19 protein-coding genes are annotated in these 24,721 nt (G+C 37.9%); 6 read left to right on the top strand and 13 right to left on the bottom strand.

From position 1 onward, the window contains the following. The first annotated feature begins 7 nt into the window (after positions 1 to 7). Positions 8 to 1,933, top strand: a complete 1,926-nt coding sequence (locus QRN68_RS09415) for an S-layer homology domain-containing protein (RefSeq protein WP_285396575.1) — start codon at positions 8 to 10, stop codon at positions 1,931 to 1,933. Here QRN68_RS09415 and QRN68_RS09410 read toward each other — a convergent pair. From QRN68_RS09410 to QRN68_RS09375, 8 genes are all read right to left on the bottom strand, one after another. Continuing rightward, on the bottom strand, positions 1,925 to 2,119 hold the full coding sequence (locus QRN68_RS09410; protein WP_285396574.1) for a hypothetical protein: 195 nt from the start codon (positions 2,117 to 2,119) through the stop codon (positions 1,925 to 1,927). The two genes, QRN68_RS09415 and QRN68_RS09410, sit on opposite strands and share 9 nt — an antisense overlap. A 439-nt stretch (positions 2,120 to 2,558) precedes the next feature. Further along, positions 2,559 to 4,418: an N-acetylmuramoyl-L-alanine amidase gene (locus QRN68_RS09405; protein ID WP_285396573.1), complete on the bottom strand. Its 1,860-nt coding sequence runs from the start codon at positions 4,416 to 4,418 to the stop codon at positions 2,559 to 2,561. Between the two features lie 314 nt (positions 4,419 to 4,732). After that, positions 4,733 to 6,604, bottom strand: a complete 1,872-nt coding sequence (locus tag QRN68_RS09400; RefSeq protein WP_285396572.1) for an N-acetylmuramoyl-L-alanine amidase — start codon at positions 6,602 to 6,604, stop codon at positions 4,733 to 4,735. Positions 6,605 to 6,896: 292 nt separating this feature from the next. After that, positions 6,897 to 7,829 (bottom strand): C40 family peptidase, encoded by a 933-nt coding sequence (locus QRN68_RS09395; RefSeq protein WP_285396571.1) that lies wholly within the window; start codon positions 7,827 to 7,829, stop codon positions 6,897 to 6,899. A gap of 202 nt (positions 7,830 to 8,031) precedes the next feature. After that, positions 8,032 to 8,589, bottom strand: coding sequence for a hypothetical protein (locus QRN68_RS09390; RefSeq protein ID WP_285396570.1), 558 nt, complete (start codon positions 8,587 to 8,589; stop codon positions 8,032 to 8,034). Between the two features lie 47 nt (positions 8,590 to 8,636). Continuing rightward, positions 8,637 to 9,719, bottom strand: coding sequence for a CAP and S-layer homology domain-containing protein (locus tag QRN68_RS09385; protein WP_285396568.1), 1,083 nt, complete (start codon positions 9,717 to 9,719; stop codon positions 8,637 to 8,639). A gap of 296 nt (positions 9,720 to 10,015) precedes the next feature. Next, a complete protein-coding gene (locus QRN68_RS09380; protein ID WP_285396566.1) occupies positions 10,016 to 10,666 on the bottom strand; it encodes an S-layer homology domain-containing protein in 651 nt (216 codons plus the stop codon). 61 nt (positions 10,667 to 10,727) lie between these two features. Further along, positions 10,728 to 14,210, bottom strand: a complete 3,483-nt coding sequence (locus QRN68_RS09375) for a hypothetical protein (RefSeq protein WP_481817445.1) — start codon at positions 14,208 to 14,210, stop codon at positions 10,728 to 10,730. 468 nt (positions 14,211 to 14,678) lie between these two features. On the opposite strand from QRN68_RS09375, the gene QRN68_RS09370 reads away from it, so the two are divergent. The 4 genes from QRN68_RS09370 to QRN68_RS09355 are packed head-to-tail and all read left to right on the top strand — an operon-like array spanning position 14,679 to position 17,653. Further along, the gene (locus QRN68_RS09370) at positions 14,679 to 15,356 is read left to right on the top strand and encodes a hypothetical protein (RefSeq protein WP_285396564.1); all 678 of its coding nucleotides are present in this window, start codon (positions 14,679 to 14,681) and stop codon (positions 15,354 to 15,356) included. Beyond that, on the top strand, positions 15,356 to 16,612 hold the full coding sequence (locus tag QRN68_RS09365) for an efflux RND transporter periplasmic adaptor subunit (RefSeq protein ID WP_285396563.1): 1,257 nt from the start codon (positions 15,356 to 15,358) through the stop codon (positions 16,610 to 16,612). The genes QRN68_RS09370 and QRN68_RS09365 overlap by 1 nt, the downstream gene beginning before the upstream one ends. Positions 16,613 to 16,658: 46 nt before the next feature. Next, positions 16,659 to 17,108 carry a hypothetical protein gene (locus tag QRN68_RS09360; protein ID WP_285396562.1) on the top strand — a complete coding sequence of 150 codons (450 nt, stop codon included), beginning with the start codon at positions 16,659 to 16,661 and terminating at the stop codon, positions 17,106 to 17,108. Then, positions 17,039 to 17,653 carry a hypothetical protein gene (locus tag QRN68_RS09355; RefSeq protein ID WP_285396561.1) on the top strand — a complete coding sequence of 205 codons (615 nt, stop codon included), beginning with the start codon at positions 17,039 to 17,041 and terminating at the stop codon, positions 17,651 to 17,653. The genes QRN68_RS09360 and QRN68_RS09355 overlap by 70 nt, the downstream gene beginning before the upstream one ends. A 156-nt stretch (positions 17,654 to 17,809) precedes the next feature. On the opposite strand, the gene QRN68_RS09350 is transcribed toward QRN68_RS09355, so the two are convergent. The 5 genes from QRN68_RS09350 to QRN68_RS09330 form a co-directional block, all read right to left on the bottom strand. Next, a complete protein-coding gene (locus QRN68_RS09350) occupies positions 17,810 to 19,306 on the bottom strand; it encodes an S-layer homology domain-containing protein (RefSeq protein ID WP_285396560.1) in 1,497 nt (498 codons plus the stop codon). Between the two features lie 29 nt (positions 19,307 to 19,335). Then, complete coding sequence (locus QRN68_RS09345; RefSeq protein WP_285396559.1) at positions 19,336 to 19,476, bottom strand: hypothetical protein; 141 nt, start codon at positions 19,474 to 19,476, stop codon at positions 19,336 to 19,338. Continuing rightward, positions 19,464 to 19,601, bottom strand: a complete 138-nt coding sequence (locus tag QRN68_RS09340; protein WP_285396558.1) for a hypothetical protein — start codon at positions 19,599 to 19,601, stop codon at positions 19,464 to 19,466. The genes QRN68_RS09345 and QRN68_RS09340 overlap by 13 nt, the downstream gene beginning before the upstream one ends. 196 nt (positions 19,602 to 19,797) lie before the next feature. Beyond that, on the bottom strand, positions 19,798 to 20,373 hold the full coding sequence (locus QRN68_RS09335; protein WP_285396557.1) for a hypothetical protein: 576 nt from the start codon (positions 20,371 to 20,373) through the stop codon (positions 19,798 to 19,800). Positions 20,374 to 20,479: 106 nt separating this feature from the next. Further along, on the bottom strand, positions 20,480 to 23,647 hold the full coding sequence (locus tag QRN68_RS09330; RefSeq protein ID WP_285396555.1) for an S-layer homology domain-containing protein: 3,168 nt from the start codon (positions 23,645 to 23,647) through the stop codon (positions 20,480 to 20,482). A 396-nt stretch (positions 23,648 to 24,043) separates the two neighbouring features. Here QRN68_RS09330 and QRN68_RS09325 point away from each other — a divergent pair, with 396 nt between their 5' ends. Next, on the top strand, positions 24,044 to 24,355 hold the full coding sequence (locus QRN68_RS09325; RefSeq protein ID WP_285396553.1) for a hypothetical protein: 312 nt from the start codon (positions 24,044 to 24,046) through the stop codon (positions 24,353 to 24,355). Positions 24,356 to 24,721 lie beyond the last annotated feature (366 nt).

Raw genomic sequence — 24,721 nt, 5'->3', positions numbered from 1 at the left:
GGATTCAATGAAGAAATTATTCATTTCACTACTCGTAACATGCTCTTTTATGCTTATAGCTTTTTTAGCACCAACACAAGCTAAAGCTGCTCAGAAAATCGGTGTCGTTTTCTCTGAAAGTAGTGAAAAATACGCCAATACAACACACCCAAGTGGAACATTTAATGGCCAGTCTGTTTCTGAAAAGGTTGACTATAGCTCCACATATAATAAGGAACTTAAAGCTTTTCTTCTCTATCAGCAACAAGGCTTCCAAGTAGAGAAAATTTATGAGAAAGACTTAAACAATTTAGAAAATTTAAGTGAATATGATGCAATCGTCTTTGCTTATACAGTCATGATGAATCATCAGCAACGCGAAAATGTCAAAATGTACGTCCGAAATGGCGGTGGTGCCATTTTCGCCTTCCAGACAGCGCGTAATGAATCAACAAAATTCCCTAAATCCGGCCAAATGGATCTTTCTCCATTAATCTATGATGTCGATTCTTGGGTAATGGAATGGGATAATTTAACTGAGGTGTTCAATTCACGTTTTATTGACGATATTGTATTAGGAAATACAACAATAAGCAATATAAATACTGTTCATCCAACTATTCAAAATACAACAAAAGAGCTTGGCAAAAGCAAGCTTAATCTAACAAAAACAGATCGTGATTGGGTAGAAATCATTAAGCCTTGGCAAGGAGGATCTGCAACACCTATTTTATATTTCTCAGATTACAATTACACTGACAAGGCTAAAACAATGAAAAAAAATGAATTTGGTGCTGCCCACGCTATCGAATACGGTAAGGGCCGAGTTGTTCAAATTGGATTCAAAATCTATGATTATATTAACATTGATGCTAAAGCTGATTGGCAGGATAACGAAAATGGTGCTGCCCATTCAACAACTAATGGTGATAAAGATGCACAAGTATTTATGAAGCATGCTCTAAATTGGGTAGCCGAAAATCATAATGGCAATGTGCCCCGCCGTTATAACCTTACGCTTTACTCTGACGGGGTGCAAGGTTATGTAGCACCGTCTGGTAAATTTGTTTTCTACTCCACTGTAACGGTTAAGAACAATGGTAATGTACCTGCACGTGGTACATTGAAAGTAGAAATTCTAGACGCAAACGATAAAGTTGTTGGTAAAGGGCACGAACGTTATATTCCAGGACTTGCTGCTGATTCCACGACAGATAATGCTGATAAGAAAGATATTAGTACCCTTTCTGAAAAGTATCAAATCTCTATGCCTGGTAATTTAGCTGCCGGAACATATACGATACGTACATCCTTTATAGAGGGGCGTGATGATCGCAAAAATGCTGATGAAAAATTTGCAACGATTGCAGAAATTAAAACGCTCACACGCGCAAAAGGTTCCAACAAAGCAACAATTGCTTCCGCTCCATTCTTCCCAGATGTATCATCATCGAATGGTGCCTATCATGATATAAAAAACTTATATGCACTTGGCATTGTGAAAGGATCTAATGGGAAATTTAATCCACAGGGTACATTGACTCGCTTACAAGCAACAGAAATGATATTGCGAGCATTAGGTATTCCAACATCAAGCTCAGCTACATTAAATGCAAGTGATATCAAAGCAAGTGATTATGGCTATGCAGTTTTAGCAACAGGCTTACGCCACGGCATTATTGCATTAGAAGATGGCAAAATCAATGCCCATCAGCCAATGACGCGCGCTGCTATGGCAAGAGCACTCGTCAACGGCTTCAAACTACAGGGCTACACGAATCATACTTTCTCAGATATACCTACATCTCATGCTTATTATAAAGATGTCCAAGCTTTATATGTACTCGGCATTACAACAGGCTATGCCGATAATACGTTTAAACCAAATGATACAGTAACACGTCAAAACTTTGCACAATTCGTAAATAGAACACTTCATGCAAATTCAAAATAACAAGGGTAAAGGTTGATTTTTTAGAGCATTGATTGGAATGTTTTTCTCGCTGGTGAAGCCAATCGATGATAAATCTGTGAGTTTCACCGGCAAACTTGTGAATTTTACCAGCAAAAGTGCTGATTCGCCGCTAAACCTGGGAATTGCGACGCTAAAATTGCCCGCTTCGCCGCTAAACTCGGGCATTGCGACGCTAAATGTGCTCGCTTCGACGCTAAACTAAGGAATTGCGACGCTTAAAGTGCCCGCTTCGACGCTAAACTCGGGATTTGCGCCACTAAATGTGCTCGCTTCGACGCTAAACTCGGAATTTGCGCCGCTAAATGTGCTCGCTTCGACGCTAAACTCGGGATTTGCGCCGCTAAATGTGCCTGCTTCGCCGCTAAACTTGGAAATTGCGCCGCTAAATGTGCCTGCTTCGCCGCTAAACTCGGGAATTGCGCCGCTAAAAGTTCTCCGTTCGCCGCTAAACTCGGGGATTGCGCCGCTAAATGTGTCGCTTCGCCGCAAAGCCCCTAGATATCGCTGGTAGAAGTACCGAATTGCTGATAAAATTCCTTTGAATACTACTAATCAAACAAAAAGAGCTACATCGTCTACTATTGGACGATGTAGCTCTTCACTATTATTGCTTTGAGTAATACTCCAAAATTCCTTTGTAGATAGATTCAGCAAATAACTCAAGATATTTATCATCCGACAACTTAGCACGGTCTTCACTATTTGAAAGGAAACCTAGCTCAACTAGAACGGCCGGAATATTCGTATTTACAATTACATGGTAATTAAATTTTTTGACCTTACGATTTTCCATATTTACGTTATTAACAATTTGATTGTTTACAAATGTCCCAAGATCAATATCTTCTTCATACATATCACCCGATGTTTGAGCGTAGAATGTTTCGGTGCCTTTTGCAGCTTTATTATCTGCTGAGTTAACATGAATACTTACGAAGATTTCACCGTAATTAGCATGTGTAAAATCTACACGCCCCTGTAATGTAGGGAACGTATCTCCAGTACGAGACATCAATACATTTGCACCCGCAGCCTCTAGTTTATTCTTTACTAGAGTACCAACCTTTAATGTTATATTCTTTTCGAGAATTTTATCGAAAAGGGTCCCTACGTCACTACCACCATGTCCTGGATCAATTATGATAATTCGATCTTTTAACGGATTACCATTTTGATTTAATAGTTTTAAATAAGATTTATGGACATACCCTTTTTGACCGTTAGAAGTAACTTGCGCCCAATAACCGTTAATACTATTTACTTGAACATATTCGCCCTTTTTCAGCTTACTTACTACCGCAGAAGTAGAGTTAGCTTCTTGGCGAATATTTAAATTGTCAACTGTCACTCGACCAAGTAAGTCACCTGTAACTGATGGCGTGTTTGGATCTGGAGTTGGTTTTGGGGCTGGAGTAGAAGGCTGTTCTACTTTAACATCCTCTGTACTATTTGCCACGATATAACCTGGTAAACCGTTCACTTCTGTTAAATAGTAGCCATTTACTGTCTTATAAACTGGTAATTTCACTTTATTATTGACAGTCGAAATAACCTTTGAAGAAGAAGTTGGTTTTACGTAAAGGTTTATACTTTGTGTTGTAGTAACTTGCTTTTGAACATTTCCTAATGTATTACCGTCCGCATCTAAAAACTGTGCATACTTTTTAGAAATATAAGCATAGGTATCTTTTGACGAAACTTTTAACCAGTCTCCTTCAACTGCATAGACTGATAGTTTACCACCTTTATCCACTGTACCTACAATGTTAGCATTAGATGAAGAATCTTTAGATTTACGAATATTTAATCCGTCAGTCGTTGAGGCAACTAATCCAATGACCTGTGACGCATCCGGTACAGCTACACCTTTAACAGGTAGCTCTAAACGATACTTTTCACTTTTTGCACGCGCTACAAATAACGCAAATTGTGCACGTGTCACTTGACTACCTGGGTTATAATTTTGACCGCTTCCCTTTGTAATACCATTATAGTAAATTGTATTCACGTATTTCACGTACGGATTTGTAATATCTACGTCATCAAAAGGTGAATCGATATTTTCATACTTACTTGTATCAAGGTTAAACGCTTTTGTTAAAACATGACTCATTTCATCACGAGTTAAAGGTTTATTCGGTAAGAATTGCCCCTTTGTATTTGTTGCAAAGTAACCAAGCTGTACAGCACGTTCTACATAGCCTGACAGCTCACTACCAACTGCAACATCTGTGAAGCTTGATTTATTAACAACTAATGGTTTGTTACCTGAAGCAACAACAACCATTTTAGCAACTTGCCCACGCGTCACGTTATTATTAGGTTTGAAGTAAGTTTTTCCTTTTTCTGTATACCCTTTAATAACACCTAAATTAACTAAATAATTGATCTCTTCATAAGCTTCATGCTTTGGAGAAATATCTTCAAAACCACCACTTGCACTTGCATTATGTATGGTAAACATTGAAGCTGATATGAATAAGATACATAACATAAGACTGATTTTCTTGAAATACAATGCTCTCTTTCCTCCCTTTCTATTCTCGAATATATTTTAGCAAAATTTAACACTTAAAACCATCATACGAATGTAACTATTAGTATTTTTGGGTTTTATAGGGTTCATCACCAAAAGTTATAGATGACTTTTCTTAAAATATAGGCCCTGTACGTATGGTGATGAGCCTTTTATAGTAAAAAATGTTCTATCGATTTTATAAGTGAGCAGAAACAAAAAAAGAGCTACATCGTTCACTATGAACAATGTAGCTTCTTTTATTATTTTTTTGCGTAATATTGTGAAATCCCTTTGTAAATGGATTCAGCAAATAACTCAGCATATTGATCATCCGTCATTTTAGCGCGGTCTTCATTATTTGTGAGGAAGCCTAGCTCGACTAAGATGGATGGAATAATCATGTTGCGAATTACATAGTATTGCTGTTCTTTAACACCACGATTTTTCATATTTAAGTTATTAACGATTTGATTGTTTACAAATGTAGCAAGATCAACGTCTTCCTGTTGCATATCACCTGTTGAAATAGCATAATATGTTTCAGTACCCTGTGCAGACGTATTCGCTGCTGAGTTAACATGGATACTTACAAAGATTTCACCGTAATTAGCATTTGTAAAGTCAACACGGTCTTGTAGTGAAGGATATGTATCCCCCGTACGAGTCATCATTACCTTCGCACCTGCAGCCTCTAGCTTTTGCTTCACAAGTGTGCCAACCTTTAATGTAATGGCTTTTTCGGAATTAGAACCTACAACAGTTCCAGGGTCCTTACCGCCATGACCTGGATCAAGAATGATAATACGATCTTTTAACGGATTACCACTTTGATTTAATAGTTTTAAGTAAGATTTATGGACATACCCTTTTTGACCGTTAGAAGTAACTTGTGCCCAATAACCGTTAATACTATTTACTTGAACATATTCGCCCTTTTTCAGCTTACTTACTACCGCAGAAGTAGAGTTAGCTTCTTGGCGCATATTTAAATTATCAACTGTCACTCGACCTAATAGATCACCTGAAACTACTGGAGGAGTTGGATCTGGATTTGGATTCGGATTTGGATCTGGAGTTGGAGTAGGAGGTTTTACTACTTCAACATCCTCTGTACTATTCGCTACAATATATCCTGGTAAACCATTCACTACAGTTAAATAGTAGCCACTTACCGTCTTATAAACTGGTAATTTCGTTTTGCTATTAACTGTTGTAATAATTTTCGAGGAAGAAGTTGGTTTTACATAAAGATTTATATTTTGTGTTGTTGTAACCTGTTTTTGGACATTCCCTAATGCATTACCATCTGCATCTAAAAACTGTGCATACGTTTTATAAACATAAGCATAGGCACCTTTATAGGTAACTTTTAACCAGTCTCCATCAACTGCATAGACTGATAGTTTACCACCTTTATCCACTGTACCTACAACGTTAGCATTAGATGAAGAATCTTTAGATTTACGAATATTTAATCCGTCAGTCGTTGAGGAAACTAATCCAATAACCTGTGACGTATCAGGTACAGCTACACCTTTTACAGGTAGCTCTAAACGATACTTTTCACTTTTTGCACGCGCTACAAATAACGCAAACTGTGCACGTGTCACTTGGCTATCGGGATTATAATTTTGGCCGCTTCCCTTTGTAATACCATTATAGTAAATCGTATTCACGTATTTTACGTATGGATTAGTAATACCCACATCTACAAAAGGAGAATCGATATTTTCATATTCACTTGTATCAAGGTTAAAAGCTTTTGTTAAAACATGACTCATTTCATCACGAGTTAAAGGTTTATTCGGTAAGAATTGTCCCTTTGTATTTGTTGCAAAGTAACCAAGCTGTACAGCACGTTCTACATAGCCTGAAAGCTCTGTGCCAACTGCTACATCAGAGAAGCTTGATTTATTGGCAACTAGTGGTTTGTTACCTGAAGCAACAACAACCATTTTGGCAACTTGTCCACGCGTTACGTTATTATTAGGTTTATAATACGTTTTGCCGTTTTCCGTATATCCTTTAATAACACCTAAACTAACTAAATAATTGATCTCTTCATAAGCTTCATGATCTTTAGGAACATCTACAAACCCACCACTTGCTTGGGCACTATGTATCGTAAACATAGAAGCTGAAATGAATAAGACGCATAATATAAGACTGATTTTTTTGAAATACACTGTCTTATTTCCTCCCTTCCTGTTCTCGTGTTCATTTTAGCAAAATTCCACTGACAAAACTATCATACGAATGTAACTATTCTACTATTTTTAGGCATCACCCCTTGAATTTTGATATTTCATAAAAAGAAGAGAGCCTGCAAGTGCAAACTCCCCTCAATTTATACATTATTTAAAAGAACTTCCTTGCATTGTATTACTTTAAACGTAGCCCTTGTCTAAGTAATACGGAATTTAATTATTTTTGTAATTTTTGTGCGCGTTCGATAAATGTTTGAAGTTGAGAAATTTTTAACATCTCATCGTAACCGTAGTTACCATTCCCTGTACCTTCAGTAATACCATTTGAAGCTAGAATTGAAATACATTCATTTGCCCAATGGTTTGCAGGAGCATCAGCAAATGTTACAACATCGCCTTGTTGCTCTAATCCGAAGGCATGTACTAATACTTTCGAGATTTGAGCACGTGTTATAGGTGAAGATGGGTTAAATTTGCCATTACCATCACCATCAAAAATACCTAACTTCGATACAGCAGCAATCGCACCAGCATGTGCATATGATGGTTTTACGTCTGTAAATTTCGTATTTTTATCGGATGTATCCAAGTTAAGTGCTTTAGCAATTTGCTCTGCCACTTCAGCACGAGAAGCGTAAACAGTAAAATCAATAGCGGCATCCTTTACTTCTTCTTTAACAGCTTCTGCTTGTTCACTATCAAATGTTGCTACGCGTTTAGCACCGATATAACGAGAACCCCAATAATATGGATCGTTTAAATCTGAGTAACTAACACCTTTACCTGTTTGTGAGTGAATCATTTTTCCGTCACCTATGTATATTGATACATGTGAGACACCTTTACCACTAGTATTGAAGAATAATAAGTCACCAACTTGTAGGTCATCTTTTTCTACCGCTGTACCTTGTTCGTATTGTGAACCTGATGTACGGTTTAATTTAATACCTAAATCTGAAAACACTTTAGATGTAAAGCCTGAACAATCAAGCCCTTTAGTAGTTGTACCTCCATAAACATATGGAATACCTAAATATTTTGACGCTGTTTCAGTAACATCAGATGCTGTAGCTGCCTCAGCTGTATCTATTTGAGTTGTTGTAAATAACATAAAAGACGCAAAAATCGGTAATAACCATTTCTTTTTCATATTTCGGTATACCCCTTTCAGAACTTTTTTGCCTATACATAGACTATCATAAAAGATGCTATTTTAATTTTTCAATTGTGTAACGGATTTCTGAAAGCAAAAAAAACGCTGATACACCAACGTTTCCGTGGTTTATCAGCGCTAAAATATGGGTATTAATTAATGGCTATCCCGGTGTTTTGTAACATTCCTGTAATATTAGCTATGCTTTGTTACAATAGAACACGAGTTTCATATTAAGTTTGATTATTTGCTTTTTGTTCGCGGGGATCCTGCCGCGGTGGAGAGGGGTGGGAGGGATTCGTTTCTGCTGCCGCGGGGTGGGGATTCGCTTCTCCTGACGCGGGTTTTCTCCTGCTTCGCGGGTATTTGCTCCTGCTTCGCGGGTATTCGCTCCTCTTCCGCGGGTATTTGCCCTGCTTTCGCGGGTATTTTGCCGGTGCGCGAGGATTCGCTTCTCCTGCCGCGGATTTTCTCTTGCTTCGCGGGTATTTGCTCCTGCTTCGCGGGTATTTGCCTTGCTTTCGCGGATATTTGCCTTGCTTTCGCGGGTATTCTTCTGGTGCGCGAGGATTCGCTTCTCCCGCCGCGGATTTTCTCCTGCTTCGCGGGTATTCGCTCCTCTTTCGCGGGTATTTGCTCCTGCTTCGCGGGTATTTGCCCTGCATCCGCGGGTATTCGCCCCTCTTCCGCGGGTATTTGCCCTGCATCCGCGGGTATTTGCCCTGCTTTCGCGGGTATTCTCCCGCCGCGCAAACATTCTCCCACTGCTTCGCGGGGATTTATTTCCCCACCGCTCCGTACAAGTTATTGACTAGAAAATAACTGTACCCAATAGTAATTTCCTTTGCTATCAACGGCAATAGCTACCCCGGTGTTTGTGTAGTTTTCTCGCAAGATGTTTTCACGATGTGTTTGGGAAGCCATCCACGCTTTCACAGCCGCTTCTGGTGATGGGATGTTTCTTCCTAAATTTTCTCCTAAACTTGTATATGGATAGTCGAATAGTGTCGCTAAATCCCATGGCATCCCGTAATAAGGTGATTCGTGCTCGAAATATTGTTGATTCACCATATCCTGCGCCTTAATAACTGCGACTTGTGTTAAAGCTGCATCATAGGTAAGTGGTTGTAACTTTCTCTTTTGTCGTTCAACGTTAACTAAACGAATGACATCATTAGACATGGTTGATGAATAATTTTTTGTCGGTATATAAGACTTTGATAAAAAGTCATAAGCAAGCTCGAAATTGGTTACCTTTGTTGAAAAGTCGAGACTTCGTTCAACTATAGAAGCAAATTGCGCACGTGTTACCAATTGATTAGGTGCAAATTGTTGTGCATTGACCCCTTTAATAATGCCGACATCTGCAAGTGATTCAATATAGTCTTTCGCCCAATGTCCTTCATTAACATCGCTAAACTTACTTTTATTTTGGGAATCAACTTCAATTTGATAAGCGAGCGTTAACATTTTGGCAATTTGTGTACGCGTTAACGGTGCTTCAGGATGGAAACAATCACCATCTTGTAAAATACCTAACTCAACTAAAGCGCAAATTTCTTTGTAATATGGATGGTTGATCGTTATATCTGTAAAATTTGGCGTATATGTAGTATCAAGTTTTATCTGCATGGAACGAGCAATTGCAGCTGCAGCCTCTGCCCTAGTAATCGGTTGCTCTGGTCTAAAGAAGCCATCCTGATAATTTGTCATATAGTTCTTCTCGAGCATATGTTCTATCGAGCTACTTGCCCAATGTGATTGTGAAATATCATTTGCAATACTGGCCGCCAATACTTCTCCAGATGTGTTAGTCAGAGACACAGCGTATGATGAAGTCAGCAATATAAGTGACATGCCAACAACACCAGAAACTTTTTTAAACATAGCTACCTCCCCTTTATACAGTTATGTATAGTACTTTCCTGACGACAATGCCCTAACATATGAAACGGCTTCACAATACAGAAATCACTATCTTTATCTCTTTCGTTGATAGAGAATTATGGTACTTGTTGTTAATTTCCATTCTGATAAGTCACTCGTGGTAATAAAAGAGTTATTACAGATTTAATAAGATTGCTCAGCCGAGTGGCAAATATACCATTAATACCTATTTTTTCCTAAATGTTTTTTAAAAAACACTCCAAGATTGAGGATAACCTAAGAGTGAGTCTTTGCTTTTATTCAATGTTAATAATATAAAAATTATTTTCACTTTTTTGTAAGGTGCGATATAAAAATAACGCCATCTGGCCGCGTCGAACGTCTGTGTACGGTGAAAATGTTGTCGCGCTAGTACCTTGTGTAATCCCATAATTTAATAACGTTTGAATATACATATTAGTTTCATTATTTTTTGTAAAATCTGAAAAAGGGGCAGATAATGTAGTTGCTTGTTGTAAATCAAAGCCAAGAGTCAACATCTTTGCCATTTGACTTCGCTTCATAAAATGATCTGGATTATAATTTGTACCTTTTTGGATAATGCCCTTTTCGGCGAGTGCAGCAATATGACCGTAATATTTATGAGAGGCTGGTACATCATTAAAACCAGGATTCACCACATTTTTTGTCTCCAAATTTAGAGCTTCAGCTAAAAAGTATGCCGCTTCCCCTCGCGTTAAATTTTGATAAGGACTGAACGTAGTCGATGTTGTACCAAATACAATTCCCTGACTATATAATTCACTAACTGCATTGTATAATTCTGCTTCGCTTCCGCTATTTTTTATATCTGTAAATGGCATTGTAGCTGCTTCTGTAGGAATGACTGCATCACATGGTACTACTGCTACCGCAGTGGCAACAGCCCACGCTTTATGTAACTTCAATTTAATGCTCCCTTTCCTCAAGGCCATATAAATGAAGAAAAGAGGGGCTAACCCTCTCTCCTTATTCTAAACCTAATGTTCTCATATGATCCTGTAAAATACGGTAATTATACACTAAATCCTGTTGTTCAAGAGTAAGAGCATCGTATAGTTTTTTTGCAGATAGTACATTCTTTTCAAATGTTTTAGCATCAGGGTCCAACTTACCAATCGCTTCTACAACTTTTAATACTGCCGCTGTATCTTTTTCTGCTTTCTTTAAAGTATCGTAGTTAAGGACTTGTCCTTTTATTTTAGAGTCTAATGCTTTATATGCCGCAGAAGCATTCGCTACATCTTGAATATATGTGCTAGACGCCGGATTAAGACCCGCAATAATTTCTACAACCTTCTTCACTTCACTCATACTTTTCTCAGCTTCGAGCAAAATATGGTAATTAGATACTCTTTGCTTATCCATTGTACTCAAGCTATCGTAATCTTTTCGCACAGATTCAATCATACCAAAATACATTTTGTCGCTCGGCTTTAAATCTTCAATACTCTTATAAACTTTAATAACGTTATCTAATGATAGAAGCAACTGATCGTTATAAACATATTTACGCTGAGTAGCAGTAAGATTATCATATGCTTTTAAAATCTTTTGGTATTGGCCGTCCATATCTTTAGATGTCATCAGTTTGTCAATTTCATTTACAACACTAATAACTGGTTTAATAAGCTTTTCTTGCTCCTGCAATATTCTATAGTTTTCAACAGCTAGTTGTTGATCTTTTGGTAATGCATTATATGCTGCACGTATCTCTTCAATTCGTTTAACATATTGATTTGGCGAGACAGACGGAAGCTCATCAATCATGCTCTGTACATTACCTGCACCTAAAATACTTCCCTCAGCAGCCTGTAATAAATTGTAGTTTGTTACATATTGTTGCATGTCCTTACTTAGGGCATCGTATAATGCACGTGCTTGTGCAGTATCCGCATTGAATGTTTTATTAGACGGCTTTAGCTTACTAATTAATTCAATCACTTTTGCAGTTGGTTCATATTTTTGTAATGTATCAATATTTTTTACATATTGCTTTTGATCCTTTGTCAGGTTATCGTACGCTTTTCGCGCTGAGTTTACTTGACTGACAAATTTACTTGTTCCCGGCTCTAATGCATCAATTTGCACCATGGCATTTAAAATAGGCTTCACTTGCTTTTCACGATCCGTTAACAACTTCACATTCGAAACAAGCTTTTTTTGTCCTGATGATAGTTTATCGTAAGCAACGCGAGCATTCATGAGCTTCGTTAAATAATCCGGATCATCAGGCACTGCCGCATCGATCAATGCTATAACTGTATGTGCAGATTTCAGCTCAGTTTCAGCAGTAACAAGCTTTTCATAGTTAGTGACAGCATTTTTCTTTTCTGTTGGTAGTGCATCGTAATTTTTTCGTGCCGTATCTAAATCATTTAAAAACGTTTTACTTGTTGGTTTCAATGATTCGATTAAGTATATTAATGTAGCTACATCCTCGACTGCAGTTAATTGGTTATAGTTTGTGACACGTTTTTGTGAGGCAGGATCTAATGCATTGTATGCTTTACGTGCTGCTAAAACCTTTTTTGTATAATCCTTATTTGCTGGATTTAAGTCTGCAATTAATTTAATAACCTTCACTACATTGGCATTATTTTTCTCATAAGTTGTTAATGTCTTGTATTGTGTGACTAATTTTTTTGCATTTTTGTCCATCGTTTTATACTCAGAAGACAACGCTGCCACTTTTGCTACAAATATAGTATCTGATTCATTACCTAAAGCAATCACACGATCATCGAAATTTTTCGCTGTGGCAATATAGCCTTTTGCTGTTTGAAGATCTGCATTATTTGTTACAAGTGCTTTCGCTTCGGATGATAGCTTTTCGTAGTCTGCTGATAACAGTTCGACAGTTTCCTTATATGTTTTTTGCGACGTGTTTAAGGCCATGATTCGTGCCACAATATCCATCGCCTCTACTTGACTTTTCAACGTTTTATAGCTTTTCACGTATTCGCGTTTTGTAGGGTCTAGCTTTTGGTAAGCCGTGTTAGCAGCCTTCACTTTTTTAGTATAATCCTTCGCAGTTGGGTCTAGCTTTTCTACAAGAGATATAACATTTAAAACAGCTTTATGTGAACTTTCCCAGCTTGTTAGCTCCGGCAAATTGTTCACGATTTTCTTGACAGTGGTCGCGTCTATTTTTTGTCCCGCAGGTGCGACTGGTGTATTGTAAGCTGCACGTGCTTTCTCTATTTGTGTAATTTTATCTGTAGTTGTAGCAATTTCTGAAATTAATTTTTCAATTTCTTGTGCTGTTGCTATATTTGCCACAGCTAATTCTAAATCAGCGGAATTTTTCACAAATAATTTTTTATCTAAGTTTGTTAACTTATCACTTGCTGCCTTTACTGCATTACGATAATCGGCATTACTTGACGGACGTAATGCTGTAATTTGCTTGGAAACATTAGCCGCTTCCTGATATGGCTCAAAATCTTTATAATTTGTAACTAAACGCTTTGAGCCTTCATCTAGTCTATTGTAGGCAGTTTCAATTGTTGTTACAGCACTAATAAAGCTTGAAGCAGTTGAAAAGTCTTCTGGCTTCTTATTATTCAGCTGTGTAATACTTGCAATCACTTGATCAGCCGAGGATAGGTTGGCTAACACATCTGTATATTTTTTATATGGTGTCACCGCTGCATTAGTTGGATTATGCGCTATGACAATTTTCTTTTGATCAGCTGTGAGCGGGCTAAAGCTAGCAGTTATTTTAGCTGCAGCTTCCGCAATTTGAGTTGAGGTAGAAGATTGGTCACCAAGTAATGTGACAAGAGTATTTAAGTTCTCAATTGTTACACTTACCGCATTTGCATCATCTTCCAGTTTGTTAAGCTTTGCGATATCTGCCCCATTATTTTTGAAATACCCATTACGACCATTATCATCAAAGTTATACTGTAAGGATGAGCCTGTAACGTTAACGACAATATCTTTAGCTGTATTGTTAATTGCAGTATTAACAGCTTTTTTAAAGGTATTTTGAACAAATAAATAAGATTTTTCTGGAGAATCCTCTGTGCCTAAAAATTCCTTATATCGATCTGATACCTTTTTCACATCCTGAACAAAAGTTTTGCTAGAATACGAGATGCCATTAATGCTTGCACCAATTTCCTTAATTTCTCTTAATAAATTGATTTGATTTTCGGTATAGTAATATTTCGCTTTAATAAAATCAATTTCATCATTATTAAAACCATATGAGCTTAAAAGGTCTAAATCTCTTTTTGCAGCAGCCATATCTGTTGCTGTCGATTTATCAAATAGTTTTCCAAATTGTGCAATGGTTTGTGATTTAGTGTCTGTTGCTGCTACATTCACATTAGTTACTTGATTCTCCTGAGAGATTGTTTGAGGTTGTGTTTCTTGAGCATTGGCAATCGCTGCCGGAGTTAGTAATAGACTTGTAATGATACCAACTTTAATTTGTTTCTTCAAAATGCCCACCCTTTCTATATTATAGGAAAATAGATATGTATATTTATTTCTAATTTACTACCTTTAGTATCGGTGCTTACCACTCTATTTCAAGCTATTTTCATAAAGTCGCTTAACTACTTTACTAACATAAAGATAATTGCTATTTTTAGATTGAATAGTCTTTTTATAGGAAGTTATTGTTAGGATACTATATAATTGAATTATGTGCATTGATCTGGTGCAAATTTTGGCAAAAGGTGTCTAATTACGAGTAAAAGTGCTACTAGACTTTATATTATCTTCCTGCTATTGGGTCAAAAAAAATACTCACATCGAGTAATAAAAACTTTGTATAATTGTCTTAAAAAAATGTTTCTCTTTATTGAGGGAAATCTATGAAAAACTTAGCATTTCTACTATGTTATTTACCAGTAATTAGGTGTATACTACAACTTTAATATTTATTTACTAGAAAGGGAGCTATATATGTTTTATCAATATAAGTTTTGGCATAGCTTAACGCATCCCACTAACTTTACCCAAGCTGTCGAGCAAGGGGAAATACGAGGCTATAAAAAACGATCCTTCACAGTTTTCCTGCTCTTTATGATACTATTTGTCATTCGTGAGTATTGGGGCATGGGCACTGAAAGCTTAACAACATTATTTGCATCGAATAATCTGAATGAATACTATACAGCCCGTTTACTATCAATGGTTGGGATTATTGCCTGGGGAATCATTTATTATTGCTTCCATTATTACGGCGTTACATACTTGTTACATCTATTAACAGACATCCCTTACAAATGGATTCAAAAGGTACAACTTTATGTAATGGTATTTTTACTAATTGAAAAAACAATTTTATTTGCTGTATTTTATGCAGTTGGGTACACAACCAACTTCTCCTTCTTTTCACTTGCACCAATTGCTCAGCAAGTAATTGATACAGATTTTGTGCTATTCGCCATCAATCAATTTACTGTAGCGACTTTACTAACAATTATTGTACAATACACGTTCCTTTCGAAATGGGAGGAAGAGTCCAATCGTAAAGCATTATTAGCGAAAATTATCGGACTTTATGTGTTAATGGCTATTTTTATCGGAATGGTTAGTGTGTTACCACTACAAGAATGGTTTACAAGGGGGTTAGGTTGATGCGTTTTATTAAATCTAGACCTTGGACAAGTTTGAGTATTATTGTGATTGCGTTATTAATCGGTGTAAATGCTTATTTTGTATTTAAGGACGATAGTAAAGTAGCCAGATCCTACTTTATCGCTGAATTTCAGAGAGCTACTACTGGTAAACGTGTAGAGACGGTTGAAAAGGATGCGATTGTTGCACCTTCACAAACCTATACGATTTCAGCAGATGCAAAAAGCCTTTCTGCAATAGATGTAAAACGTGGACAGGAAGTAATGGCCAATGACATATTAGCTACCTATAAAACAGAGGAAGTTGACGGTGAATTAACAAAGCTCGAGGCTGAACGCACTGCCTATGAAACCGAATTAAGTGATTTAGAATCTGCTTTAGATCAGATAGAATCTGAATACGGTGAAAACAGTGACCCGCAAAGCTCTATTAATACCGATCAGGTTAGTGATAAGTTAAATGTCTCTGTTCAATTCGAATTAGGTCAGCAAACATCTCCATCAACAGCAGTGGCAATTTTAAACCGTCACATCGCCGAGACAACTCGTCAAATAGCATTAATGGATGCGCAAATAGCCCAAATTCAGGCACGCCAAGGTGTTATTTGCCCAGCAGACGGTGTAATTTCAAAAATCACAGAAGAAGCTGGTGCTGTAACATTCGAAATCTATTCATCAGAAAAGGCTATGCTTGCCTACTTATCTGAAGATGAATGGCAAAAGGTAAAAGATGGACAAACCGTTGATTTTAACTTGCAGCATTTCAAAGATGATCTATCAGGCGTTGTGTTCCAAAAACAAAAAATCGCTACAAATAATGAATCACTTTGGACAAATGAGTTAGCCAAAACTGCAAAACTACCTCAACCTTCAAGCTATGAGGTAATATTGCATCCCGATAACATTCTAGAAGACATTCCATTTTCAACTGTTGGTAAGGCTTCTATTACCGTAAATGAAGCATCCGATGCGTTCAAAGTGAATTCCGAATGGGTGAAATCTGGAAAGAAAAATAAACGTAGCGTTTATACTATTGATGAAAACGGCAAAATTCGCCTTGAGGATATTAAGGTAGCCTTTAAAACAGCAGATTCTACTATCTTCACAGGCTCCATGAACATTGGAACACCTATAATTACAAATGAAGAACGCAATATTTTAGCTCGCACCTTCCGCACAATGCCTCTTCAAAAGATTGAGTGGCAGCATTTTAAAGAAATCGGCTGGAAAGACTACGTAAAATATATTGTCTTTTAACATACAGAAACCTCCCCGACATGTTGGGGAGGTTTTCTGGTTTTGGGTGATGTTTTTTGGTTTATCAGTGATTTTGGTGGTTTTATCAGCGATGTTCGGTGGTTTATCAGCGATTTCAGTACTTTTATCAGCGATGTTCTTTGGTTTATCAGCGATTCTAGCACTTTTATCAGCGATGTTCTTTGGTTTATCAGCGATTTCAGTACTTTTATCAGCGATGTTTTCTAGTTTATCAGCGATTCTGGCACTTTTATCAGCGATGTTCTTTGGTTTATCAGCGATTCTGGCACTTTTATCGGCGATGTACACTGGTTTATCAGCGATTCTAGCACTTTTATCAGCGATGTTTTCTGGTTTATCAGCGATTTTGGTACTTTTATCAGCGATGTTTCTGGTTTATCAGCGATTCTGGCACTTTTATCAGCGATGTACACTGGTTTATCAGCGATTTCAGTACTTTTATCAGCGATGTTCACTGGTTTATCAGCGATTCTAGCACTTTTGTCGGCGATGTTCGGTGGTTTATCAGCGATTTCAGTACTTTTATCAGCGGTGTTCTTTGGTTTATCAGCGATTTCAGCACTTTTATCAGCGATGTTTTCTGGTTTATCAGCGATTCTGGTACTTTTATCAGCGATGTTCTTTGGTTTATCAGCGATTTTGGTACTTTTATCAGCGATGTTCTCTGGTTTATCAGCGATTCTGGCACTTTTATCAGCGATGTTCTCTGGTTTATCAGCGATTCTGGCACTTTTATCAGCGATGTTCTCTGGTTTATCAGCGATTCTGGCACTTTTATCGGCGATGTTCTCTGGTTTATCAGCGATTCTAGCACTTTTATCGGCGATGTTCTCTGGTTTATCAGCGATTTCAGTACTTTTATCAGCGATGTTCTTTGGTTTATCAGCGATTCTGGCACTTTTATCGGCGATGTTCTTTGGTTTATCAGCGATTTTGGTACTTTTATCGGCGATGTTTCTGGTTTATCAGCGATTCTGGCACTTTTATCGGCGATGTTCTCTGGTTTATCAGCGATTCTAGCACTTTTATCAGCGATGTTTTCTGGTTTATCAGCGATTTTGGTACTTTTATCAGCGATGTTTCTGGTTTATCAGCGATTTTGGTACTTTTATCAGCGATGTTCTCTGGTTTATCAGCGATTAACCAAGTTCTTTCGGCGATCACCATCTTTTTTTATTAAAATGATGAATTCTCCATTTGTTCTTGTGTTGCAATATTATAGTGCATTGCAGTTATGCCGCTTACCTCATAGATCATGCCATTTACATATAGTTTCTCACCATTTGCTCCATTCAGACGAACAGAAAAAACAGCATTACCTTTTCCAACTCTTTTTACAGTTACACCATCTGCTGAAAGCTCTACATCAACTATTTTATGATCATACATCGCACCTGTGTATTGTTCAATTTTGAAATCTTTCACAGTAAAGCCAATTTCACTTTTCGGAATGAACGCACTGTTTTTTTCAACCGCAGAAGTTGTATACAAATCATAGCCATCAGATTTAGCCTGAATGCCTACACGTACCGACTGTCCTTTATCATCAGATAATGTTGCAATATAGTCCCCTGCTTGTGATAGCCAAAGCTCATAGTTACCGCCCTTAGGAAGAGTTTCTACCTCCCAATCTTCGAGATTAATCGGTTGATAGCTGTAGACTTTCTCACTCACTGCATGACCAGTAGCCGTAGTTAGCTTAATATTTTTCGGATTAAAGCCTAAATCCTCCTCCAAAAACAGCGCTGAGCCAGGCGTAACTTCATCTGTTGGCTGGCAGTTAATTTGTAGCTTTCCATCTACTTTTGTTACATCAATTTTATATTTTTGCATTTCAACTATTTCATAATTATCTTCATTATCCATATTGAAGCCAATAAGCATGAAATAGCCCGATCCTTCTCGTAATGCCTCGACCTTCACATCATTATTTGTTCGAAGAATGCGGAAAAATTCATGCTCACCATCTGCAGCTAGATTGGCTGAAGCGTAGGCCTCAATATAATTTGAACCTAGCTCGCTTGCGGTAAATGTTTGGATAACTCGTTTTGCTTGCATAGCTTCAATACGATGAATAAATAACGCAAGCTGCGAACGTTTGACAGTTTCTTTTACACCAAAAGTAGTTGGTGTAATCCCCTTTGTTATATTATTTTCAAACAATGGAGCGACTGCGTAATAAGCATCGGAATATTTCACAATATCCTTAAATGGTAATGTCTGGCCAACTCCCTCAGTTTCTAAATGATACGCCGCTGTTAGCATTTGCGCTAATTGTTCACGTGTAATCGCTTGATTGACACCGAAACTACCATCTGCAAGTCCTGAAGTAATCCCCGCATTTTCTAAAGCTGCGATTGCTCCGTAAAACTCATCGCTCTGCTTAACATCTTTGAAATTAGGATCCACTACATTTTTAGTATCCAGCCCTACAAGACCCGCTACAATCTTCGCTGCCTGTCCACGCGTCACATCAGCGAATGGCTTAAATGTACCATCTGCATAACCTTTAATAATACCGCGTGCCGCTAAATCCTTTACCGCGGCACCATATTCCTTCGTGTAATCAACATCCGTAAATTTTTCTGCTGCCTGCGCAGTTGGCACTATTACAATAGCACTTGTCGTTAGAGCAGCAACTATTGCGCCCTGAAATAATGTATGCTTCTTCACTTGTTCAACCCCTCAACACATTTTATCTATCATACTATGATAATACGTGCAATGGAATCCAAAAATTTAATATTTTTCCATTTCGAAAGCTCATCACCATAACGTGTGGTTGATTTCCGTTCCGACTGGGGGCTTTGTAGCTGACGCTTCGCTTTCGCTACAGAAAACATTTGCCGCTGACGCTTCGCTTTCGCGCAGGTAAAACATTTGTTGCTGACGCTTTGCTTTCGCTACAGAAAACATTTGTTGTTGCTGTCGCTACGCTTTCGCACAGATAAAACATTTGCTGACGCACAGAGCAAAGCTTCCTGAGGGCGTCCGATGAGCCGCAAGGAGTCGCCCAGCCAGAGCGAAGATCAACTAATATACTGCGCATATATTTTCAAAAATGACATCTACAACTTTTGGTGATGAGGCATTTTGATAACCCATTTCTCTGGTTCTATTTCAAATGTCAGAGATTGATTGCCAATTCTGCTCTGTTCGATGGTCTATTTGTTGCTTTGGCTTTGCTTTCTGTCGGTGAAGGTTCTTGGTGCGCCGCTAACATCGTCAACTCCGCCGCTAAAGATTGATACTTCACCACTAACATGGTCTGTTCCGCTGCTAAAGATTGATACTTCACCGCTAATATTGTCTGTTCCGCCGCTAAAGATTGTAATTTCGCCGCCAACATCGTCAACTCCGCTGCTAAAGATTGATACTTCACCGCTAATATTGTCTGTTCCGCCGCTAAAGATTGTAATTTCGCCGCCAACATTGTCAATTCCGCCGCTAAAGGTTGTGATTGCGCCGCTAACATCGTCAATTTCGCCGCTAAAGGAGGATACTTCGCCGCTAACATCGTCAATTCCGCCACTAAATGGGGTAATTGCGCCGCTAACATCCTCAACTCCGCCGCTAAAGATTGTAATTGCGCCCCTAACACTGCCAGTTCCGCCGCTAAAGGTTGTAATTGCGCCGCCAACATTGCCAATTCCGCCGCTAAAGGTTGATACTTCGCCGCCAACATCGTCAACTTCGCCCCTAACATGGCAAGTTCCGTTGCTTTGACTCTTTTCCGTCACTCTTGCTTTGCTTTCCGCCGCTACGCTACTCCATCGCTCTCATAGATAACAAAAAAACAGTGGAGAGTTCGATTAATTCGAACTTCCACTGTTTATAAAGGATTTCTTAGTTTTTGAAGTCTTGTTTAGCTGTAACTTTTACAGGAGTTGCGCTTTGACCACCAATGTTTACGCGAGCATTGAATACGTCGTTTGCTTTACCTGTAGCAGATGCAGTTGTTGTACCGTTATTGCTGAATACTACTTCACCAGAAACTTTAGATAAAGTTAAAGTTGTTGCAGCAGTTGGAACGTTGTTAAATTTAGCTTGACCTTTAACTACGCCAGCACCGTCAGCTTCAGCAACAGTTGCCATTACGCCGTATTGGTCAGTAACAACTACGTCAGCTAATTTGAAGAATGCATCTAGGTCGAAGTTAGTAGGTACATTGTAAGAAGAAGTTGTTACAGCGTTAACAGCTTCGCCAGCGATGAATTTATCAGCTTTGCCTTCTTCTACTACAGCTACTTTTTCTACTTTAGGAGCAACGTTTGAGAATGTTACTTCTTTCACGATTTCTTCACCAGTAGCGTTGATTGTGATTGTTACTTTTGCAGTTGCAGTTTTTGCATCTTTATCGAATTCTACTTTAGCTGCATCATCTGTAGTAATGTTACCATCTGCAACGTTTGTAAGAACTGTAGATTTTACAGTGTAGTCAGAACCTGCTTTAAGTGTAACTTCTCCACCATTAGCTGTTGTTGCTTTCACTACGATGTCTTTGCCATATCCAGTTGGGATTGCTAAAGAACCTGCATTACCAGCTACGTAGATAGGTTTAATATCTTCTACTTTATAAGAAGAGAATGAGCTATCTTTTACAACTGAGAATTGTTTAGAGTAAGAGCTTGCTTCAATTGCAGTATTATCCGCAACTTTTACAAGTTTGAATGTTACATTAGCAGTTGTTTTAGTAGCGCCTGCTTTGTATGCTACTGTGATTTTGTTGTTAGTAGCATCTTTGATTTCACCAGTTACAGTGAATGGTGCATCATTGTCTGTGAATGCTTTGATTGTGTAGCCTGCTGTTGCAAGTTTTGCAAGAAGCTCGTCTGTTGAAACAACTTGACCGAATTGATCTTCAACTACGATGTCTTTTGCAGTAATTTCTACTTTAGCATCAGCTAGTTCACGGATAGATGTGCTTACTTTGCTATCTAAGCCAGTGATTACTTTTGGTGCAGTTGTAGTTTTAGGGATAACTGTTTGAGTTGCAACTTTACCAGTTGAAGATGTAACAACAACAGTTACTGGTGTGTTTTCTACTACTTTATCGCCTGCTACTTTTGCATAAAGCTCACCGTCTTTTTCTACTAAAGTACCGCCAGTAATAGAGATACCTTTAGAACCGCCTAATACAGCAGTATCTTTAATTGCATTACCTTGTTTATCTAATACAGATAATGGGAATAGGATGTCTGCTCCAGCAGTAACAACTTTTGTTGGTGCTCCTAATGTTACTGAATCAGCACGTAAACCTTCAGCAACTTTTACAGCAGCTTGGTTGTTTTTACCAGTTGCTTTTGCGATAACGATTACGTTTGTATCACCATTTGCTACGATGCTAGTAACAGGAAGTACGATTACATCTTTGCCATCGATTGTTTGTTTTTCAAATGCACCAAATGTTGCAACAGCTTGGTTTGTATTTGTTACAAGAACCTCACCATTTGCGCCATTTAGACGGTTTAAATCAGTAACTTCTTTACCGTATTGGTCTTTTACTGAAACAGGAAGATAGAATTTATCTTTTGCTAAATTAGTATCTTCAGTTAAAGTTTTGCCATCTTTGTTGTAAAGTGCACCAATTGTTACATCAGATGCTACAGTTTTAGCAGAAACTGTTACTGTTTTTGTAGTTGTAGTTGCAGTTGAACCGTGGATCACTGTAAGTACAACTTTGTCGCCTTCTTTAAGACCAGCAGCTTTATTAATAGTGATAGAGCCGTCTGCATTTGCAACTGCTGAATCAGCACCTGCTGCAGTAAGTGTTAAAGATGAAGCGTTTAATTTTGTAATATCTTCACCGTATTGGTTTTTAACTTGGAAGCCGATAGTAGCTGTTTTGTCGCCAGTTGATGGAGCTACATCACCTAGAACTTCAATACCAGCAACTTTTTCGTCTTCAGTTTTCACTGAACCAGTTACTGCTTTCTCTGAAAGACCAGTTACGTTAACAGTGAATTCACCTTTTGTAATTTTGCTTGTTAATTCAATTGTTGCAACTGTTTTATCTTCGTTCCATGTAATAGAAGAGAAGTTAGATTTGAAGCCATCTTTTTTAAGCTCAAATTTAGCTTTTTCAGTTTCAACTGGTTTATTGAAAGTTACTGCTAAAGTTTTTGCATTTACTGCATCAACAGATTTTACTTTTACGTCAGTTACATATGTAACTACAGCTGAATAAGTTTTACCATCGATTACAAATTCTACTTTAGTTTCTTTGTTTTCTGGAAGTGGAGTTGGTAATGTTACAGTATGTTTTTTGTCATTAGAAAGTGTTACTTCTAATGTAGTTGCATCTACAACTTTAGCTTCTTTAACAGTTAAAGTCGCTTCTTGACCAATTTTAGTAATTGTACGGTGTAAGAATGATGCGAATTGACCGCGTGTTAATGTGTTTTTAGGATTGAACGCTTTCACGTTTGTAAGTCCAGCATATTCTAACGCGATAATTGCTTCACGGTTTTCAGTAGCTGTAGCTTTGTCTAAATCAGTGATTGTAGTTTTGAAGTCAGATTCTTTGTAATCTGCTACTAAATCTACGTTGTAAACTGTTTTAATAGCACGTACTAAAACAACCGCCATTTGTTCACGGTTCATGTTACTAGTGTGCATTAATTGGTTATTTGAGCCTTTGAATACGCCTGCATCTTTAACAAGTGCTGCATATTGTAATAACTCTTTGTCAGGTGTTGTTGTTGGTAAATCAGTGAAACGTGCTTCTGTTGCATAGTTTGCAGGAATTTCGTAGTTTTCTGATACTAACCATTTACCTAAGAATTTTGTAACATTTCCGCGAGTTACAACCGCATTCGGTTTGAATGTTCCATCTGGGTAACCAGCTACGATTTTAGCGTCTGCTAATGCTAAAATTGCATCCTTGTGGTCACTTTTTTCAATATCAGAAAAGCTGCTTGCTGCGCTTGCTGCGCTTGCTGCTGGTACGATTGCTGATGCTACTAGGGCCGCTGATGCTGCGCCGACAACCCATTTACTATATTTTTGTTTCATATGAAAGAACCTCCTAGATAAATTAGCCACTTTTGGTGACTACGAATCTATTATAAGAGTACGAGATAATAAATTTCAAAGGGCAAGATATGGAATGAAAGATATGGTAACAGTAGATTTTTAAAGGGTTTATACCCATTTTTTAGATTAAAGTGCATATTGTCCCCATCCTGAAAATTAACATACAAACCTTACTGCCACACGGAAATTATACCAATTTACCCATGTCGTTTTCCCCAACTATTTTTCGACAAAAATCGACTTTTTACCAATATTTGATCAAAAACCATTAGTGAACAAATCGTGAATATACGTTACAATAAGGTAGGTAATTTATTCTTGTATTTCCTTGATTATATTAGAATTTTCTAGCAGTTTTGCAGATTATCAGTTATTTTGGCGATTTCTCGATATAATGTCGACGGTTTTATTAGGGTTTGGAACTTATTAACATGTTGTAGTGATATTATCGGCGATTTTTGTCTTATCAGCGGTGTTCGTGGTGCTATCGGCGGTTTTTGGCATTTTATTGGTGGTTTGGACGGTTTTATTAGCGATTTGGGGCAGCTTATCAGCGGGGTTCGCGGTTTTATCAGCGATGTTCACGATTTTATCAATGATTCCGGCTTTTTATCAGCGGTGTTCACGATTTTATCAGCGATTCTAGCTTTTTATCAGCGATGTTCGCGATTTTATCAGCGATTCTAGCTTTTTATCAGCGTTGTTCACAATGTTATCAGCGACTCTAGCTTTTTATCAGCGATGTTCGCGGTTTTATCAGCGATTCTGCTTTTTTATCAGCGATGCTCACGATTTTATCAGCGATTCTGCCTTTTTATCAGCCATGTTCACGATTTTATCAGCGATTCTGCCTTTTTATCAGCCATGTTCACGATTTTATCAGCGATTCTAGCTTTTTATCAGCGATGGGCGCGGTTTTATCAGCGATTCTGGCTTTTTATCAGCGGGGGGCGCGATCTTATCAGCGATTTCCGACATCTTATCAGCGATGTTCTCAATGTTACCAGCGATTCTATTAGCAATTACACAATTATTAGAGATGGGGATTTGAAG

This window comes from Lysinibacillus sp. fls2-241-R2A-57, assembly GCF_030209535.1.
In the GTDB taxonomy this organism is placed as follows: domain Bacteria; phylum Bacillota; class Bacilli; order Bacillales_A; family Planococcaceae; genus Lysinibacillus.
This window is presented reverse-complemented; position numbering and strand designations above follow the sequence as displayed.

Bases quoted from the DNA above. Each gene is read 5' to 3' on its own strand.
- QRN68_RS09405 (WP_285396573.1), bottom strand. From the start codon at position 4,418: ATGTTTACCATACATAATGCAAGTGCAAGTGGTGGTTTTGAAGATATT.
- QRN68_RS09385 (WP_285396568.1), bottom strand. From the start codon at position 9,719: ATGTTTAAAAAAGTTTCTGGTGTTGTTGGCATGTCACTTATATTGCTG.
- QRN68_RS09355 (WP_285396561.1), top strand. From the start codon at position 17,039: ATGTACACTGGTTTATCAGCGATTTCAGTACTTTTATCAGCGATGTTC.
- QRN68_RS09390 (WP_285396570.1), bottom strand. From the start codon at position 8,589: ATGTTTGCGCGGCGGGAGAATACCCGCGAAAGCAGGGCAAATACCCGC.
- QRN68_RS09415 (WP_285396575.1), top strand. From the start codon at position 8: ATGAAGAAATTATTCATTTCACTACTCGTAACATGCTCTTTTATGCTT.
- QRN68_RS09365 (WP_285396563.1), top strand. From the start codon at position 15,356: ATGCGTTTTATTAAATCTAGACCTTGGACAAGTTTGAGTATTATTGTG.
- QRN68_RS09330 (WP_285396555.1), bottom strand. From the start codon at position 23,647: ATGAAACAAAAATATAGTAAATGGGTTGTCGGCGCAGCATCAGCGGCC.
- QRN68_RS09395 (WP_285396571.1), bottom strand. From the start codon at position 7,829: ATGAAAAAGAAATGGTTATTACCGATTTTTGCGTCTTTTATGTTATTT.
- QRN68_RS09410 (WP_285396574.1), bottom strand. From the start codon at position 2,119: ATGCCCGAGTTTAGCGGCGAAGCGGGCAATTTTAGCGTCGCAATTCCC.
- QRN68_RS09345 (WP_285396559.1), bottom strand. From the start codon at position 19,476: ATGTTTTCTGTAGCGAAAGCGAAGCGTCAGCTACAAAGCCCCCAGTCG.
- QRN68_RS09370 (WP_285396564.1), top strand. From the start codon at position 14,679: ATGTTTTATCAATATAAGTTTTGGCATAGCTTAACGCATCCCACTAAC.
- QRN68_RS09400 (WP_285396572.1), bottom strand. From the start codon at position 6,604: ATGTTTACGATACATAGTGCCCAAGCAAGTGGTGGGTTTGTAGATGTT.